The sequence below is a fragment of the Campylobacter coli genome (assembly GCA_039516895.1).
GTDB lineage: Bacteria > Campylobacterota > Campylobacteria > Campylobacterales > Campylobacteraceae > Campylobacter_D > Campylobacter_D coli_B.
In genome coordinates, this window is the sequence record CP154437.1 from 670,765 (window position 1) to 684,950 (window position 14,186).

Below are 14,186 nucleotides of genomic sequence, written 5' to 3' on the forward strand. Positions count from 1 at the left end.
TATGTTAAAAAAAGAATACTTTAAAAACCCAACTTTTATTTTATTTGCTTTTATAATTTTGGCGTATACCTTTAGTGTTTTATGTAGGTTTTATTGGATTTTTTGGGCAAGTGAATTTAATGAATATTTTTTCAATAACGAACTTATGATTATCTCCAATGATGGATATGCTTTTGCAGAAGGTGCAAGAGATATGATAGCGGGTTTTCATCAGCCTAATGATTTGAGTTATTATGGTTCTTCGCTTTCAACGCTTACATATTGGTTTTATAAAATAACCCCCTTTTCTTTAGAAAGCATTTTTATATATATCAGTACTTTTTTATCTTCTTTGGTGGTTATACCTTTGATTTTAATCGCTAATGAATATAAACGTCCTTTAATGGGATTTGTTGCAGCATTGCTAGCCAGTATAGCCAATAGTTATTATAATCGCACGATGAGCGGATATTATGATACTGATATGCTTGTTATAGTTCTTGCGATGATGATAGTTTTCTTTATGATAAGACTGATTTTAAGAAAAGATTTATTGTCTTTGATAGCGCTGCCTTTGTTTGTAGGAATTTATCTTTGGTGGTATCCATCAAGCTATACTTTAAATGTTGCTCTGCTAGGACTTTTATTTATCTATACCTTGGTTTTTCATATAAAAGAAAAAATGCTTTATATGGCTATCATTCTAGCTTCTATCACGCTTTCAAATATAGCTTGGTTTTATCAAAGCGCTATCATTGTCATACTTTTTAGTCTTTTTGTTTTGCAAAATAAGCGTTTTAGCTTTGCTTTGCTTGGGATTTTAGGTTTGGCAACTTTGGTATTTTTGATACTAAGTGGCGGGGTTGATCCTATACTTTATCAGCTTAAATTTTATATTTTTAGAAGCGATGAGAGTGCGAATTTAGCCCAAGGTTTTATGTATTTTAATGTAAATCAAACCATACAAGAAGTAGAAAGTATAGATTTGAGTATTTTTATGCAAAGGATTAGCGGAAGTGTCCTTGTATTTTTTATATCTTTAGTTGGTTTTGTTTTACTTGTTGGAAAACATAAAAGTATGATTTTAGCTTTACCGATGTTAGCTTTAGGATTTTTAGCACTTAAGAGCGGGCTTCGTTTTACTATTTATGCAGTACCTGTTTTAGCACTTGGATTTGGTTTTTTAATGAGCCTTTTACAAGAAAGAAAGCAAAAAAACAATAATACCTTTTGGTGGGCCAATATAGGAGTCTTTATATTGACTTTTTTAAGCTTAATTCCTATGTTCTATCATATCAACAACTACAAAGCGCCGACAGTTTTTTCTCAAAGTGAGGCTACGAAATTAGATGAACTTAAAGAAATTGCACAAAGAGAAGATTATGTGGTAGCTTGGTGGGATTATGGATATCCTATTAGGTATTACAGCGATGTTAAGACTTTGGCTGATGGGGGTAAGCATTTAGGCAAGGATAATTTTTTCCCATCTTTTGCCTTAAGTAAAGATCAAGTAGCTGCTGCAAATATGGCAAGACTTAGTGTAGAATACACAGAAAAAAGTTTTTATGCTGCTCCAAATGATATTTTAAAAAATGATCTTTTACAAGCCATGATGAAAGATTATAATCAAAATAATGTGGATTTGTTTTTAGCTTCGCTTTCCAAGCCTGATTTTAAAATCAATACACCAAAAACACGTGATATATATATTTATATGCCAGCTAGAATGTCTTTGATTTTCTCAACCGTGGCTAGTTTTTCTTTTGTGGATTTAGATACAGGTGAGATAAGCAAACCTTTTACTTTTAGCGCGGCTTATCCACTTGATGTTAAAAATGGAGAAATTTATCTTAGCAATGGCATTGTATTAAACGATGATTTTAGAAGTTTTAAAATAAATAACAGTACTATATCTGTAAATAGCATCATAGAGATTAATTCTATCAAGCAAGGTGAATATAAAATTACTCCTATTGATAATACGGCTCAATTTTATATTTTCTATCTTAAAGATAGCACCATACCTTATGCTCAGTTTATTTTAATGGATAAAACCATGTTTAACAGTGCTTATGTGCAAATGTTTTTCCTTGGAAATTATGATAAAAATTTGTATGATTTAGTGATTAATGCTAGAGATGCAAAAGTTTTTAAACTCAAAATTTAAAGGTTTTTACAATGAGAGTAGGCTTTTTAACTCATGCAGGAGCAAGCATATATCATTTTAGATTGCCTATAATTAAAGCTTTGATTGCAAGAGGAGATGAGGTTTTTGTCATAGTCCCACAAGATGAATATACCGAAAAATTAAAGGCTTTAAATTTAAATATCGTTGTTTATGAGCTTTCAAGAGCGAGTTTAAATCCTTTAATTGTTTTTAAAAATTTTTTACATCTTAAAAATGTTTTAAAAAGCTTAAATTTGGATCTTTTGCAAAGTGGGGCGCATAAAAGCAATACCTTTGGCTTAATAGCTGCAAAATGTGCCAAAATTCCTTATAAAATTGGGCTTGTCGAAGGACTTGGATCTTTTTATATAGAGAAGGGCTTTAAAGCAAATTTAGTGCGTTTTGTTATCAATACTCTTTATAAACTTAGCTTTAAAATCGCTGATTCTTTCATCTTTGTAAATCAAGCTAATGCGGATTTTATGCAAAATTTAGGACTTAAGGAAAATAAAATTTGCGTGATTAAATCTGTAGGCATTAATCTTAAAAAATTCTTTCCTATGAGGGTAAATCAAGAAACCAAAAAAGCTTTTTGGCAAAATTTAAAAATTGATGAAAAACCTATTGTTTTGATGATAGCTAGAGCTTTATGGCATAAAGGTGTAAAAGAATTTTATGAAAGTGCAGAGCATTTAAAAGATAGAGCAAATTTTGTTTTAGTAGGCGGAAGAGATAATAATCCCTCTTGTGCAAGTTTGGAATTTTTAAATTCAGGCAAGGTTTTTTATTTGGGTGCTAGAAGCGATATAGTAGAACTTTTGCAAAATTGTGATATCTTTGTTTTACCCAGTTATAAAGAGGGTTTTCCAGTAAGTGTTTTAGAGGCGAAAGCTTGTGGCAAAGCTATTGTAGTGAGTGATTGTGAGGGTTGTGTTGAGGCAATTTCAAATGCTTATGATGGGCTTTGGGCTAAAACTAAAGATAGTAAAGATTTAAGCGAAAAAATACAAGTTTTATTAGAGGATGAAAGCTTAAGAATCAATCTAGGCAAAAATGCAGCCAAGGATGCCTTGCAATATGATGAAAATGTTATCACACAGCGTTATTTAGAACTTTATGATAAGGTGATTAAAAATGTATGAAAAATGGATAAAAAGAATTTTAGATTTTGTTTTGGCTTTGTTTCTTTTGGTACTTTTTTCGCCTCTTATTTTAATCACTGCCTTACTTTTAAAAATAACTCAAGGTAGCGTGATTTTTACTCAAAATCGTCCAGGTTTAAATGAAAAAATTTTTAAAATTTATAAATTTAAAACAATGAGTGATGAAAGAGATGAAAAGGGTGAGCTTTTAAGTGATGAATTGCGTTTAAAAGCTTTTGGGAAAATTGTTAGAAGTTTAAGTTTAGATGAACTTTTACAGCTTTTTAATGTATTAAAGGGCGATATGAGTTTTGTGGGGCCAAGACCCCTTTTGGTAGAATACCTACCCCTTTATAATGAAGAGCAAAAACTCCGTCACAAAGTGCGTCCTGGTATCACAGGATGGGCACAGGTAAATGGTAGAAATGCGATTTCTTGGCAAAAAAAATTTGAACTTGATGTGTATTATGTAAAAAATATTTCTTTTTTGTTGGATTTAAAAATTATGTTCTTAACAGCCTTAAAGGTTTTAAAAAGAAGCGGAGTAAGCAAAGAAGGGCATGTTACAACGGAGAAATTCAATGGCAAGAACTGAAAAAATTTACATTTATGGCGCGAGTGGACATGGGCTTGTTTGTGCTGATGTAGCCATGAGCTTGGGTTATGAAGAATGTGTTTTTTTAGATGATTTTAAGGGTAAAAAATTTGAAAGTTCTTTACCAAAATACGATATTTTTATAGCCATTGGAAATAATGAAATAAGAAAAAAGCTTTTTCATCAAATTTCACAAAGTGGCTTTAAGATTGTAAATCTTATCCATAAAAGTGCGATTATTAGCCAAAGTGCGGATATAGCAGAAGATGCAGGAATTTTAATAATGCCCTATGTAGTGGTAAATGCAAAGGCAAAAATCGAAAAAGGTGTGATTTTAAATACTTCAAGTGTGATTGAGCATGAGTGTGTGGTGGGCGAGTTTTCCCATATAAGCGTTGGTGCTAAGTGTGCAGGAAATGTCAAAATTGGCAAAAATTGTTTTTTAGGGATTAGTTCTTGCGTTTTGCCGAATTTAAGTTTGGCAGATGATAGTATTTTAGGGGGTGGGGCGACTTTAGTGAAAAGTCAAAGTGAAAAGGGTGTTTTTGTAGGAGTGCCTGCAAAAAGGATGTAAACGAGTTTAAGCATGATTTTGTTGATTATATAGCAAGTCCTTCGCCTTTGGGGTGGATTGTTATAAATTTACTAACTATATGTTTAGTATGTTACATATTTGCTTTAAAAAATTCTCTCAAACATAAAATACTTTTTAAACTTAAAGTGAATTTAAAGTTTAACTCCAGCAAGCTTGTAAAATATACCGGCATTGCTATGTTTTTTTGGTGGATCAATAGGAATTTGGTGTAATTTTTAAGACTTTTATCACCCCCCCCCTTTTTTTTTGAGTTAGAACATAAAAATTCAAAAGTGCTTTGGAGTTTACAGATATCGGTTTTTTTATGAAAGGGTATATTTTTATTGCTTTTTTTCTATTGTAAATTTAATGGTAATTTGCGAAGATGGAATTTATAGTTGGTCGATTTAATCTTTTTATATGCATTTTGTAAAATGAGAAGATTTAGAAATTGACAAAACAATAAAATTTGATTATTTTGCAAAAAAGAGGTATTCATTCTTATTGTAAAAACTAAATATAAAAAAATGATATGTTTTGAAAGTATGTATAAAAAAGAAGACTTAGAAAAACTCAAAATTTGGTATAAAAATAAACTTTGATTGCAAAAAGAATTTTAGCGTTTGATACTTAGTAAATTATTTTAGATAAAATACATCATTTTAGTAAAATCACTTTTTATAATAAAGGATAAAAAATGAGGTTTTTTCTTTCTCCTCCGCATATGGGTGGCAATGAGTTAAGATATATAGAAGAAGTATTTAAAAGCAATTATATAGCTCCTTTGGGTGAATTTGTAAATCGTTTTGAAGAAAGTGTTAAAGATTACGCTCAATGCGAAAATGCTTTGGCGCTAAATTCAGCTACGGCTGCTTTGCACTTGGCTTTAAGAGTAGCAGGAGTGGAGCAAGATGATATTGTTTTAGCTTCATCTTTTACTTTTATTGCTTCAGTTGCTCCTATTTGTTATCTCAAGGCAAAACCTGTTTTTATCGATTGTGATGAGACTTTTAATATTGATGTTGATTTATTAAAGCTTGCTATTAAAGAGAGTGAGAAAAAACCAAAGGCTTTGATTTTAACTCATCTTTATGGCAATGCGGCCAAAATGGATGAGATTGTCCAAATTTGCGAAAAAGAAAATATTATTTTAATCGAAGATGCTGCCGAGGCTTTGGGAAGTTTTTACAAGGGCAGAGCTTTAGGAACTTTTGGAGAATTTGGAGCTTATTCTTATAATGGAAATAAAATCATTACCACTTCAGGCGGTGGTATGCTTATAGGTAAAGATAAGCAAAAAATCGAAAGAGCAAGATTTTATAGTACTCAAGCAAGGGAAAATTGTTTGCATTATGAGCATTTAGATTATGGCTATAATTATCGCTTAAGCAATGTTTTAGGTGCTATTGGTGTAGCGCAAATGGAAGTTTTGGAACAAAGAGTACTTAAAAAAAGAGAAATTTATGAGTGGTATAAAGAATTTTTAGGCGATAGTTTTGTCTTTCTAGATGAGCTTGAAAATTCAAGAAGCAATCGCTGGCTAAGCACAGCTTTAATTGATTTTGATGAAAACGAGCTTAATTCTTGCCAAAAATGTATAGAAATTTCACAAAAAGACTTGATTTTGCATCCAAAAATTTCAAAACTTATAGCAGATTTGCAAAAAGAGCAAATTGAAACACGCCCGCTTTGGAAAGCTATGCATGCTCAAGAGGTTTTCAAAGGTGCTAAAGCTTATATAAATGGCAATAGTGAGTTATTCTTTAAAAAAGGGATATGTTTGCCAAGTGGTACAGCGATGAGTAAAGATAATGTGCGTGAAATTTCAGAACTTATTATCAAGAGCATAAAGGCTTGATGATGGATTTTTATAAAAGTAAAAGGCTGATTTTTTTCTTATGTTTTGATGCATTTTTATTTATACTCTCTATATTTTTAGCTTTTTCTTTGCGTTTTAGTGGGGAAATTCCTAGTATTTTTTATGAGGGTATGATTAAAGCGGGGCTTATTTTACTGGTTTTAAAAATAGCTTTTTTATTTATTTTTAGGATTTATAAGGTAGCATGGCGGTTTTTTTCTCTAAGTGAAGCGAGAAAAATATTTTTTGCTTTGGCTCTAGCTGAAATTTGTTTTTTGTTGATTTTTTATTTTTATGATGATTTTTTCAACCCTTTCCCGCGTTCGGTTATAGGTATTGATCTTATTCTTTCTTATATGTTTGTGGGCACTTTAAGAATTTCTAAAAGAATGCTTGTAGACTTTAAGCCTTCCCGTGCAAAAGAAGAAGAAACTCCTTGTATAGTGGTGGGTGCTACTTCAAAGGCCTTGCATTTATTAAAAGGGGCAAAGGAAGGTTCTTTAGGACTTTTTCCTGTGGGTGTTGTGGATGCTAGAAGAGAGCTTATAGGAACATATTGTGATAAATTTATTGTTGAAGATAAAAGTAAAATAAAAGATTATGTTGATGAAGGCATTAAAACCGCTATTATAGCTTTAAAATTGGATCAAGCCGAGCTTAAGGCTTTGTTTGAAGAGCTTATTGCTTATGGAATTAGTGATGTTAAGATCTTTTCTTTTACAAGAAATGAAGCAAGGGATATTAGCATAGAAGATCTACTTGCTAGAAAACCCAAAGATTTAGATGATAGTGCTGTAGCTTCATTTTTAAAAGATAAAGTGGTTTTAGTAAGTGGTGCAGGTGGAACTATAGGAAGTGAGCTTTGTAAGCAGTGTATTAAATTTGGTGCAAAACATCTTATAATGCTTGATCATAGTGAATATAATCTTTATAAAATCAATGAAGATTTAAGTTTATATAAAGAAAAAATTACCCCTGTTTTGCTTAGTATTTTAGATGAGCAAAGTTTAGATGAGATTATCAAGGAGTATAAGCCTGAATTGATCTTGCATGCAGCTGCTTATAAGCATGTGCCTCTTTGCGAGCAAAATCCGCATTCTGCTGTGCTTAATAATATCATAGGAACTAAAATTTTATGTGATGTAGCTAAAAAAAATAAAGTCAAGAAATTTGTCATGATAAGCACAGATAAGGCAGTGCGTCCAACAAACATCATGGGATGTACTAAAAGAGTATGCGAGCTTTATACTTTAAATTCTAGTGATGAAAATTTTGAAGTTTCTTGTGTGCGCTTTGGAAATGTTTTAGGATCAAGTGGAAGTGTGATACCTAAATTTAAAGCACAAATTGCAAATAATGAGCCATTAACCTTAACTCATCCTGATATAGTGCGTTATTTTATGTTGGTAAGTGAAGCGGTGCAGCTTGTTTTGCAAGCTGGAGCTATCGCAAAAGGGGGCGAGCTTTTTGTGTTAGATATGGGTGAGCCGGTTAAGATTATGGATTTGGCTAAAAAAATGCTTATTTTATCCAACCGAGAAGATTTAGAGATAAAAATTACAGGTTTAAGACGCGGAGAAAAGCTTTTTGAAGAATTGCTAATCGATGAGAATGATGCAAAGACAGAATATGAGAGTATTTTTGTTGCTAAAAATGAAAAGATGGATGTGCAAATTTTAAATGACTATATTAAAAAATTGCAAGATTGTCAAAATGTAGCCGAAATTTTAAAAGAAATAGTTCCTGAATTTAATCATAATAAAGATGGTAATTAATATTATTTTAATATATATTAAAGTTTGATTTTACTGAATTTCTTTATGAAATTTTGGAATAAAAAATTAAAAAACAATCATTTTTATAAAAAAAATTAAACAAAAATATAGTAAAAAATGCTATAATTCGCTTTTAAAATTTTTTAGAAACTTGATTAATAAGGCTAAAAAGGATACAATATATAAAATTTATGAAAATTTTGAAAGGACGAAATTGTGAAATTGTTAGTTGTTGATGACAGTTCTACTATGAGAAGGATTATAAAAAATACCCTAACAAGACTTGGGCATAATGATGTTCTTGAAGCCGAACATGGAGTTGAAGCTTGGGATTTGCTTGAAAAAAATGAAGATATTAAAATTCTAATTACTGATTGGAATATGCCTGAGATGAATGGCTTAGAGCTTGTTAAAAAAGTAAGAGCAGAAAAAAAATATGAAGATATGCCTATTATTATGGTTACCACTGAAGGGGGTAAGGCTGAGGTGATTACTGCTTTAAAAGCAGGGGTAAACAATTATATAGTTAAGCCTTTTACTCCACAAGTATTAAAAGAAAAACTTGAAGATGTCTTAGGTACCGGCAACGGAGACTCTGAGGCTGAGTAATTTTTAATAATTAATGCAAAAATTTTATTATGAACTGTTTCTTGAAATTCAAGAGCAGTATAAAAATTTATTTCTTGATTTTGTTTTCGATTTGGGCGTAGACGCTATAGAAGAAAAAGGCAATGGTATTTATATACGCTCGGAAGAAAATTTAGAAGAGCTTACTTGGGCGATTGAAATTTTTGCCCAAAAACTGAGTCAAAAATTCAATTTAAAAGAAAATATTCTCCTTCGCAAAAGTATCGAAAAAAAAGAAAATAAAGACTGGGTGGAAGAGTATAAAAAAGGAATAAAACCTATTTTAATTGATAATATTTATATTCATACCACTTGGCAAGAAGAAAAAGAAAATTATCTCAATATTAAAATTAATCCCGCTCTAGCCTTTGGTTCTGGGCATCATGAAAGCACTTATGGTTGTGTAAAATTTCTACAAAAATTTGCTAAAAATAATTTGAGATCTTTAGATATAGGCTGTGGAAGCGGTATTTTGGCTATTGTTATGGCAAAATTAGGATGTGAGGTTGAAATTTGCGATACTGATGATTTAGCCATTAAAAGTGCTTTAGAGAATGCAAGGTTGAATAATGTAAATTTCGCACAAGCTTGGCATGGTTCTGTGGATAAGGCAGAGGGGTTATATGATTTAGTAGTTGCAAATATAATTGCCGATGTGATTTTGATTTTAGAAAAAGATATTAAAAAACATTTAGAAGATAATGCTATACTTATCTTATCTGGAATTTTGGATAAGTATAAAACAAGAATAAAAGAAAAATTTCAGGATTTAGAGCTTATTGATGAAATGCAAATCAATGAATGGTGCTCTTTGGTATATAAAAATAAAATAAAGGAAAAATGATGAATAATAACAACAATGCTCCTAATAATAAGGGTAATCCGCAGGGCAATAATTTTTTTAACAAGAATCCAATTTTTATTTTTGCGATTTTTGCTATTGTTATGATAATTGTCTTTAAGGGTTTTTTTGATGGTAATGGATCTTTAGGTGGTGCTTTAAACGGAACCGAGGTTAGTAAAAATGTACCTTATTCTGAATTAAAAAAACTTATTGAAAGCGGTCAAATCAATCAAGTAAGCATAGGACAAACTACTATAAAAGCAGTTTCTAGTGCTCAAAATACGGTTTATACAACCAAAAAGGTTAGCGATCCAGATTTTGTAAGCTTGCTTGATAGTAAGAATATTGCTTATGGAGCTTATTCTGAAACAAATTGGTTTACAGATATCTTGTTTTCTTGGGTTTTGCCTGTATTTATTTTCTTTGGAATTTGGATGTTTTTGGCAAGCCGTATGCAAAAAAATATGGGAAGTTCTATACTGGGTATAGGCAGCTCTAAAAAACTTGTAAATTCGGAAAAACCAAAAGTTAAATTTAATGATGTTGCGGGTGTAGAGGAAGCAAAAGAGGAAGTTAAAGAAATAGTAGATTTTTTAAAATATCCAGAAAGATATATTAAACTTGGTGCAAAAATTCCAAAAGGTTTATTGCTTGTAGGACCTCCAGGTACAGGAAAAACATTATTAGCAAAAGCAGTGGCAGGAGAAGCTGATGTGCCGTTTTTTAGCGTTTCAGGTTCATCTTTTATAGAAATGTTTGTTGGTGTGGGTGCTTCTCGTGTGAGGGATTTGTTTGAAAATGCAAAAAAAGAAGCCCCAGCTATCATATTTATCGATGAAATTGATGCTATAGGTAAGAGTCGTGCTGCAAGCGGTATGATGGGTGGTAATGATGAAAGAGAACAAACCTTAAATCAGCTTTTGGCTGAAATGGATGGTTTTGGAACTGAAAGTTCTCCAGTGATTGTTTTAGCGGCTACTAATAGACCTGAGGTTTTAGATGCAGCTCTTTTAAGACCAGGAAGATTTGATCGTCAAGTGTTGGTTGATAAACCTGATTTTAAAGGTAGATGCGACATTTTAAAAGTGCATATGAAAGATGTTAAAATTTCTCCAAAGGTTAAAGTAGAAGATATAGCGCGTTTAACCGCAGGACTTGCAGGAGCTGATCTTGCAAATATTATCAACGAAGCAGCACTTTTAGCGGGCAGGGATTCGAAAAAATATGTAGAACAAAATGATCTTGTAGAAGCTGTTGAAAGAGCTATAGCTGGACTCGAAAAGAAATCGCGTCGTATTAACGATAAAGAGAAAAAAATCGTTACTTATCATGAATGTGGACATGCTTTAATTGCTGAAACCACAAAGGGTGCAAAACGTGTTAGTAAGGTTTCTGTAATTCCTAGAGGACTTGCTGCACTTGGCTATACACTCAACACACCTGAAGAAAATAAATTTTTAATGCAAAAGCATGAGCTTATCGCTGAAGTTGATGTACTTTTAGGTGGGCGTGCTGCGGAAGAAGTGTTTATAGGTGAAATTTCTACCGGTGCAAGCAATGACCTTGAAAGAGCAACAGATATCATCAAGGCTATGATTTCAATGTATGGCATGAGTGAAATTGCAGGTTTGATGGTGCTTGAAAAGCAAAGAAATACTTTCTTAACAGGGGGTCAAACTATAAAAGATTATTCCGAAAAAATGGCAGAATCTTTAGATGACTATGTTAAAAAGACTTTAGATGAGCGTTATAAAGATGTTAAGAATACCTTAAGTACCTATAAGGGCGCGATCGAAACTATGGTTGCAGCACTTTATGAAGAAGAAACTATAGAAGGTGCCAAGGTAAGAGATATTATCAAAACCTATGAAAATGAAAACAATCTTCCTACGCGTTTGCAAGAAATAAACGAAGAACATAAAGAAGAAAGTAAGCAAGCAGAGTAATGGGAAAATATATTGCCAAAGAAGGACATTGGTTTATAGCTATAGTTTTTATCTTGTTTGTTATTTGCTGGATATTTTATAGCTTTTCTGTTCTTCTTTTTTTATTATTATTGGTGCTTTTATTTATTTTTAGAATTCCAAATCGTGTAATAGTTTGCAACGATAGTAAGGCCATATTATCACCTATTGATGGTAGGGTGACTAAAATAGAAAATGTTTTTGATAAATACTTAGGCGAAAGTGTTGAAATAAGCATTAAGAATGCATTTTATGATGCTGGGGCCTTTTACACTCCTTTTAAAATGGATATTAGCGATATTGTGCTAAGACATGGACTTTTTTTATGCAGTGAATTAAAAAGTGCTAGAATGATGAATGAAAATGTAAGCATTTTTGCATCAAGTGGTGGATCTAATGTTGTTTTACGGATATATGCAGGCTCTTTTGATAGAAAATTGAAGCTTGATAATTTATCTCATAGTTTGACAGTTGGAGATAAAATGGGCTTTTTAATCAATGGAACTGTAAGTATTTTATTGCCAAGAGATACACGAATTCATGTAGGACTTGGAGATGAGTTAAAATCAGGTTCTTTATTAGGCTATCTAGCTTAAGGATAAAAAATGAACAATAATAAATCACAATTTATTTATATCTTACCTAATCTTTTTACAGCAGCCTCAGCATTTTTGGGTGTAATTTCTATTGTTGCTTCTATACAGGGTAATTATTATATGGCTTTATTGTATATTATCTTTTCTTTAATATGCGATGGTCTTGATGGTCGTGTAGCAAGGCTTACAAAAACCACTTCTAAATTTGGTATTGAATTTGATTCTTTGGCTGATTTAATAGCATTTGGGGCTGCACCGGCTATCTTTTTTTACATGGCTATTGGTTCTGAATATGGAAGATATGGCTCTTTAATAACAGCCTTTTTTGTTGTCTTTGGAGCAATACGCCTAGCAAGATTTAATGTCACTACAGGAACTTACGAACCATCTGTTTTTATAGGACTTCCTATACCTACTGCTGCTGTGGTAAGTGCTATTTGGACTTATAGTTACTATTATTATGATTTTTTAAGAGCCTATGGAATCATTTTTTTAATCTTACAGGCGGCTTTAGGCTTGTTAATGGTTAGCAACATACGCTATCCTAGCTTTAAAAAATTGGATTTTAATAGATCAAGTGTTTTAAAGGTTTTGATTATCTTAATTATTGTTTTTTCTTTTTTGTATCTTTATCCACTTGAAAGTCTAGTAATTTTAGCAAGTTTATATGTGCTTTATGGAATAGTAAGAGCGATTTATACTATTATTTTTTCTAAATTTAAGATAAAATCTTAAGTATAAAATTGAGCTATAGCTTCACATTCTGCTTTGCTAAATCCAGCTTTTATTCTTGCTTGCATATTGAGTGTTTTGCCTGCTAAAGAGAATTGATTAAACATTTTACAAATTTCTATAAAATCATAATTATTTTGATTAGAAAATTTCCACCAGTTATCTCCTTTTCTTACATGTTTTATTTCATCATTTAAGATAATGTGTAAAATATCTTTTAAGAGGCTTTTTATAGGATGGTTTGAACTTTCAAGTTTTGCCACTACAAAGGGATTTGCATCAAGTCCCTTGGCTTCTAATCCTCTGTGTACCACTCCCATTCTTAGATTTAAACAATCCTTTGTAGCTTCAAGTGCAGCCTCTAAATTATCATGAATGGCAAAATCTCCATATTTGTAACCCAGTTCATTTAATGCTGCGTTTAAAAGCTTAAAATGCTTAATTTCTTCATCAGCAACCTCTAACCAATCGATATAAAATTGTTGAGGCAGATTTTTAAAACGATAACTTGCATCTAAGGCCAAATTTATAGCGCTAAATTCTATATGTGCAATAGAATGAATAATTTTTGCTAAAGAATGAGTAGAATTTACAAGTTTGGGGCGTCTTATACGAGTAGGGTGTAATAATTTCAAATTAGGGTTAATATTTGTCTTAAAAATACTTCCTTGCTCATGATTAAAAATTAATTTTTGGCTTTTAAAATCATCATAAAATATGGTAAATTTTTCAAATTTATTATCAGTGTTTTGCTCGTATAGGATTTTTTCAAGTTCGTTAAAAAATTCTTTTTGCATTTTACAATCTTTCTAAAAATATTTTTTTGATTTTAGTATATAAAGCTAAATTTTTATAACGATTTACTATAAAAATTTTTCAAACTGAAGCTTTTTTAGAAAATAATACATTTTGATAAAAATAAAATTTGCTATAATTCTCAAGTAGTATTTTAGAATAATTTGGATAAGGAAAAAACATGAAAAAATTAAACGAAGAAGAGGCTAGGGTTATTTTAAATAAAGGCACCGAAGCTCCTTTTAGTGGTAAATATAATAATTTTTACGAAAAAGGGATTTATCTTTGTAAGCAATGTGGATCTAAGCTTTATAGATCTGAGGATAAATTCAAGTCAGGTTGCGGATGGCCAAGCTTTGATGATGAAATTAAAGGAGCTGTAAAAAGACTTCCTGATAAAGATGGCATTCGCACGGAAATTGTATGTGCTAATTGCGATGGCCATTTAGGTCATGTGTTCGAAGGAGAGGGTTTTTCGGCTAAAAATATTAGACATTGTGTTAATTCTATCTCTTTAGAATTTGTAAAAGGTGAATAA

At 31.3% G+C, this 14,186-nt stretch carries 13 protein-coding genes; 12 read left to right on the forward strand and 1 reads right to left on the reverse strand.

Going from position 1 to position 14,186, the window contains the following annotated elements:
* Window position 1: 1 nt before the first annotated feature.
* From AAID94_03295 to pssA, 11 genes are all read left to right on the forward strand, one after another.
* Window positions 2-2,146 carry an STT3 domain-containing protein gene (locus AAID94_03295; protein ID XAK24557.1) on the forward strand — a complete coding sequence of 715 codons (2,145 nt, stop codon included), beginning with the start codon at window positions 2-4 and terminating at the stop codon, window positions 2,144-2,146.
* A gap of 11 nt (window positions 2,147-2,157) precedes the next feature.
* Window positions 2,158-3,288: a N,N'-diacetylbacillosaminyl-diphospho-undecaprenol alpha-1,3-N-acetylgalactosaminyltransferase gene (gene pglA / locus AAID94_03300; GenBank protein XAK24558.1), complete on the forward strand. Its 1,131-nt coding sequence runs from the start codon at window positions 2,158-2,160 to the stop codon at window positions 3,286-3,288.
* Window positions 3,281-3,883 (forward strand): undecaprenyl phosphate N,N'-diacetylbacillosamine 1-phosphate transferase, encoded by a 603-nt coding sequence (gene pglC, locus AAID94_03305; protein XAK24559.1) that lies wholly within the window; start codon window positions 3,281-3,283, stop codon window positions 3,881-3,883. Before pglA ends, pglC begins: the two co-directional genes overlap by 8 nt.
* The gene (pglD, locus tag AAID94_03310; GenBank protein XAK24560.1) at window positions 3,870-4,457 is read left to right on the forward strand and encodes a UDP-N-acetylbacillosamine N-acetyltransferase; all 588 of its coding nucleotides are present in this window, start codon (window positions 3,870-3,872) and stop codon (window positions 4,455-4,457) included. Before pglC ends, pglD begins: the two co-directional genes overlap by 14 nt.
* Window positions 4,458-5,154: 697 nt before the next feature.
* Window positions 5,155-6,315: a UDP-N-acetylbacillosamine transaminase gene (gene pglE / locus AAID94_03315; protein ID XAK24561.1), complete on the forward strand. Its 1,161-nt coding sequence runs from the start codon at window positions 5,155-5,157 to the stop codon at window positions 6,313-6,315.
* Between the two features lie 2 nt (window positions 6,316-6,317).
* Complete coding sequence (gene pglF / locus AAID94_03320) at window positions 6,318-8,090, forward strand: UDP-N-acetylglucosamine 4,6-dehydratase (configuration-retaining) (protein XAK24562.1); 1,773 nt, start codon at window positions 6,318-6,320, stop codon at window positions 8,088-8,090.
* 216 nt (window positions 8,091-8,306) lie between these two features.
* Window positions 8,307-8,699, forward strand: coding sequence for a chemotaxis response regulator CheY (locus tag AAID94_03325; protein XAK24563.1), 393 nt, complete (start codon window positions 8,307-8,309; stop codon window positions 8,697-8,699).
* Between the two features lie 13 nt (window positions 8,700-8,712).
* Window positions 8,713-9,561, forward strand: coding sequence for a 50S ribosomal protein L11 methyltransferase (locus tag AAID94_03330; GenBank protein ID XAK24564.1), 849 nt, complete (start codon window positions 8,713-8,715; stop codon window positions 9,559-9,561).
* Entirely contained in the window at window positions 9,561-11,507 is a 1,947-nt protein-coding gene (gene ftsH, locus AAID94_03335) for an ATP-dependent zinc metalloprotease FtsH (protein XAK24565.1), read from the forward strand. The genes AAID94_03330 and ftsH overlap by 1 nt, the downstream gene beginning before the upstream one ends.
* Window positions 11,507-12,121 (forward strand): phosphatidylserine decarboxylase, encoded by a 615-nt coding sequence (locus AAID94_03340; protein XAK24566.1) that lies wholly within the window; start codon window positions 11,507-11,509, stop codon window positions 12,119-12,121. The genes ftsH and AAID94_03340 overlap by 1 nt, the downstream gene beginning before the upstream one ends.
* 9 nt (window positions 12,122-12,130) lie before the next feature.
* Window positions 12,131-12,856: a CDP-diacylglycerol--serine O-phosphatidyltransferase gene (gene pssA, locus AAID94_03345; GenBank protein XAK24567.1), complete on the forward strand. Its 726-nt coding sequence runs from the start codon at window positions 12,131-12,133 to the stop codon at window positions 12,854-12,856.
* Here the strand turns inward: pssA and AAID94_03350 are convergent.
* Entirely contained in the window at window positions 12,853-13,650 is a 798-nt protein-coding gene (locus AAID94_03350) for a ferritin-like domain-containing protein (GenBank protein ID XAK24568.1), read from the reverse strand. The two genes, pssA and AAID94_03350, sit on opposite strands and share 4 nt — an antisense overlap.
* A gap of 179 nt (window positions 13,651-13,829) precedes the next feature.
* Between AAID94_03350 and AAID94_03355 the strand changes: the two genes are divergently transcribed.
* Window positions 13,830-14,186: a methionine-R-sulfoxide reductase gene (locus tag AAID94_03355; GenBank protein ID XAK24569.1), complete on the forward strand. Its 357-nt coding sequence runs from the start codon at window positions 13,830-13,832 to the stop codon at window positions 14,184-14,186.

Excerpts from the sequence above, each read along its gene's own strand:
- AAID94_03295 (XAK24557.1), top strand. The coding sequence starts at position 2 with ATGTTAAAAAAAGAATACTTTAAAAACCCAACTTTTATTTTATTTGCT.
- pglA (XAK24558.1), top strand. The coding sequence starts at position 2,158 with ATGAGAGTAGGCTTTTTAACTCATGCAGGAGCAAGCATATATCATTTT.
- pglC (XAK24559.1), top strand. The coding sequence starts at position 3,281 with ATGTATGAAAAATGGATAAAAAGAATTTTAGATTTTGTTTTGGCTTTG.
- pglD (XAK24560.1), top strand. The coding sequence starts at position 3,870 with ATGGCAAGAACTGAAAAAATTTACATTTATGGCGCGAGTGGACATGGG.
- pglE (XAK24561.1), top strand. The coding sequence starts at position 5,155 with ATGAGGTTTTTTCTTTCTCCTCCGCATATGGGTGGCAATGAGTTAAGA.
- pglF (XAK24562.1), top strand. The coding sequence starts at position 6,318 with ATGGATTTTTATAAAAGTAAAAGGCTGATTTTTTTCTTATGTTTTGAT.
- AAID94_03330 (XAK24564.1), top strand. The coding sequence starts at position 8,713 with ATGCAAAAATTTTATTATGAACTGTTTCTTGAAATTCAAGAGCAGTAT.
- ftsH (XAK24565.1), top strand. The coding sequence starts at position 9,561 with ATGAATAATAACAACAATGCTCCTAATAATAAGGGTAATCCGCAGGGC.
- AAID94_03340 (XAK24566.1), top strand. The coding sequence starts at position 11,507 with ATGGGAAAATATATTGCCAAAGAAGGACATTGGTTTATAGCTATAGTT.
- pssA (XAK24567.1), top strand. The coding sequence starts at position 12,131 with ATGAACAATAATAAATCACAATTTATTTATATCTTACCTAATCTTTTT.
- AAID94_03350 (XAK24568.1), bottom strand. The coding sequence starts at position 13,650 with ATGCAAAAAGAATTTTTTAACGAACTTGAAAAAATCCTATACGAGCAA.
- AAID94_03355 (XAK24569.1), top strand. The coding sequence starts at position 13,830 with ATGAAAAAATTAAACGAAGAAGAGGCTAGGGTTATTTTAAATAAAGGC.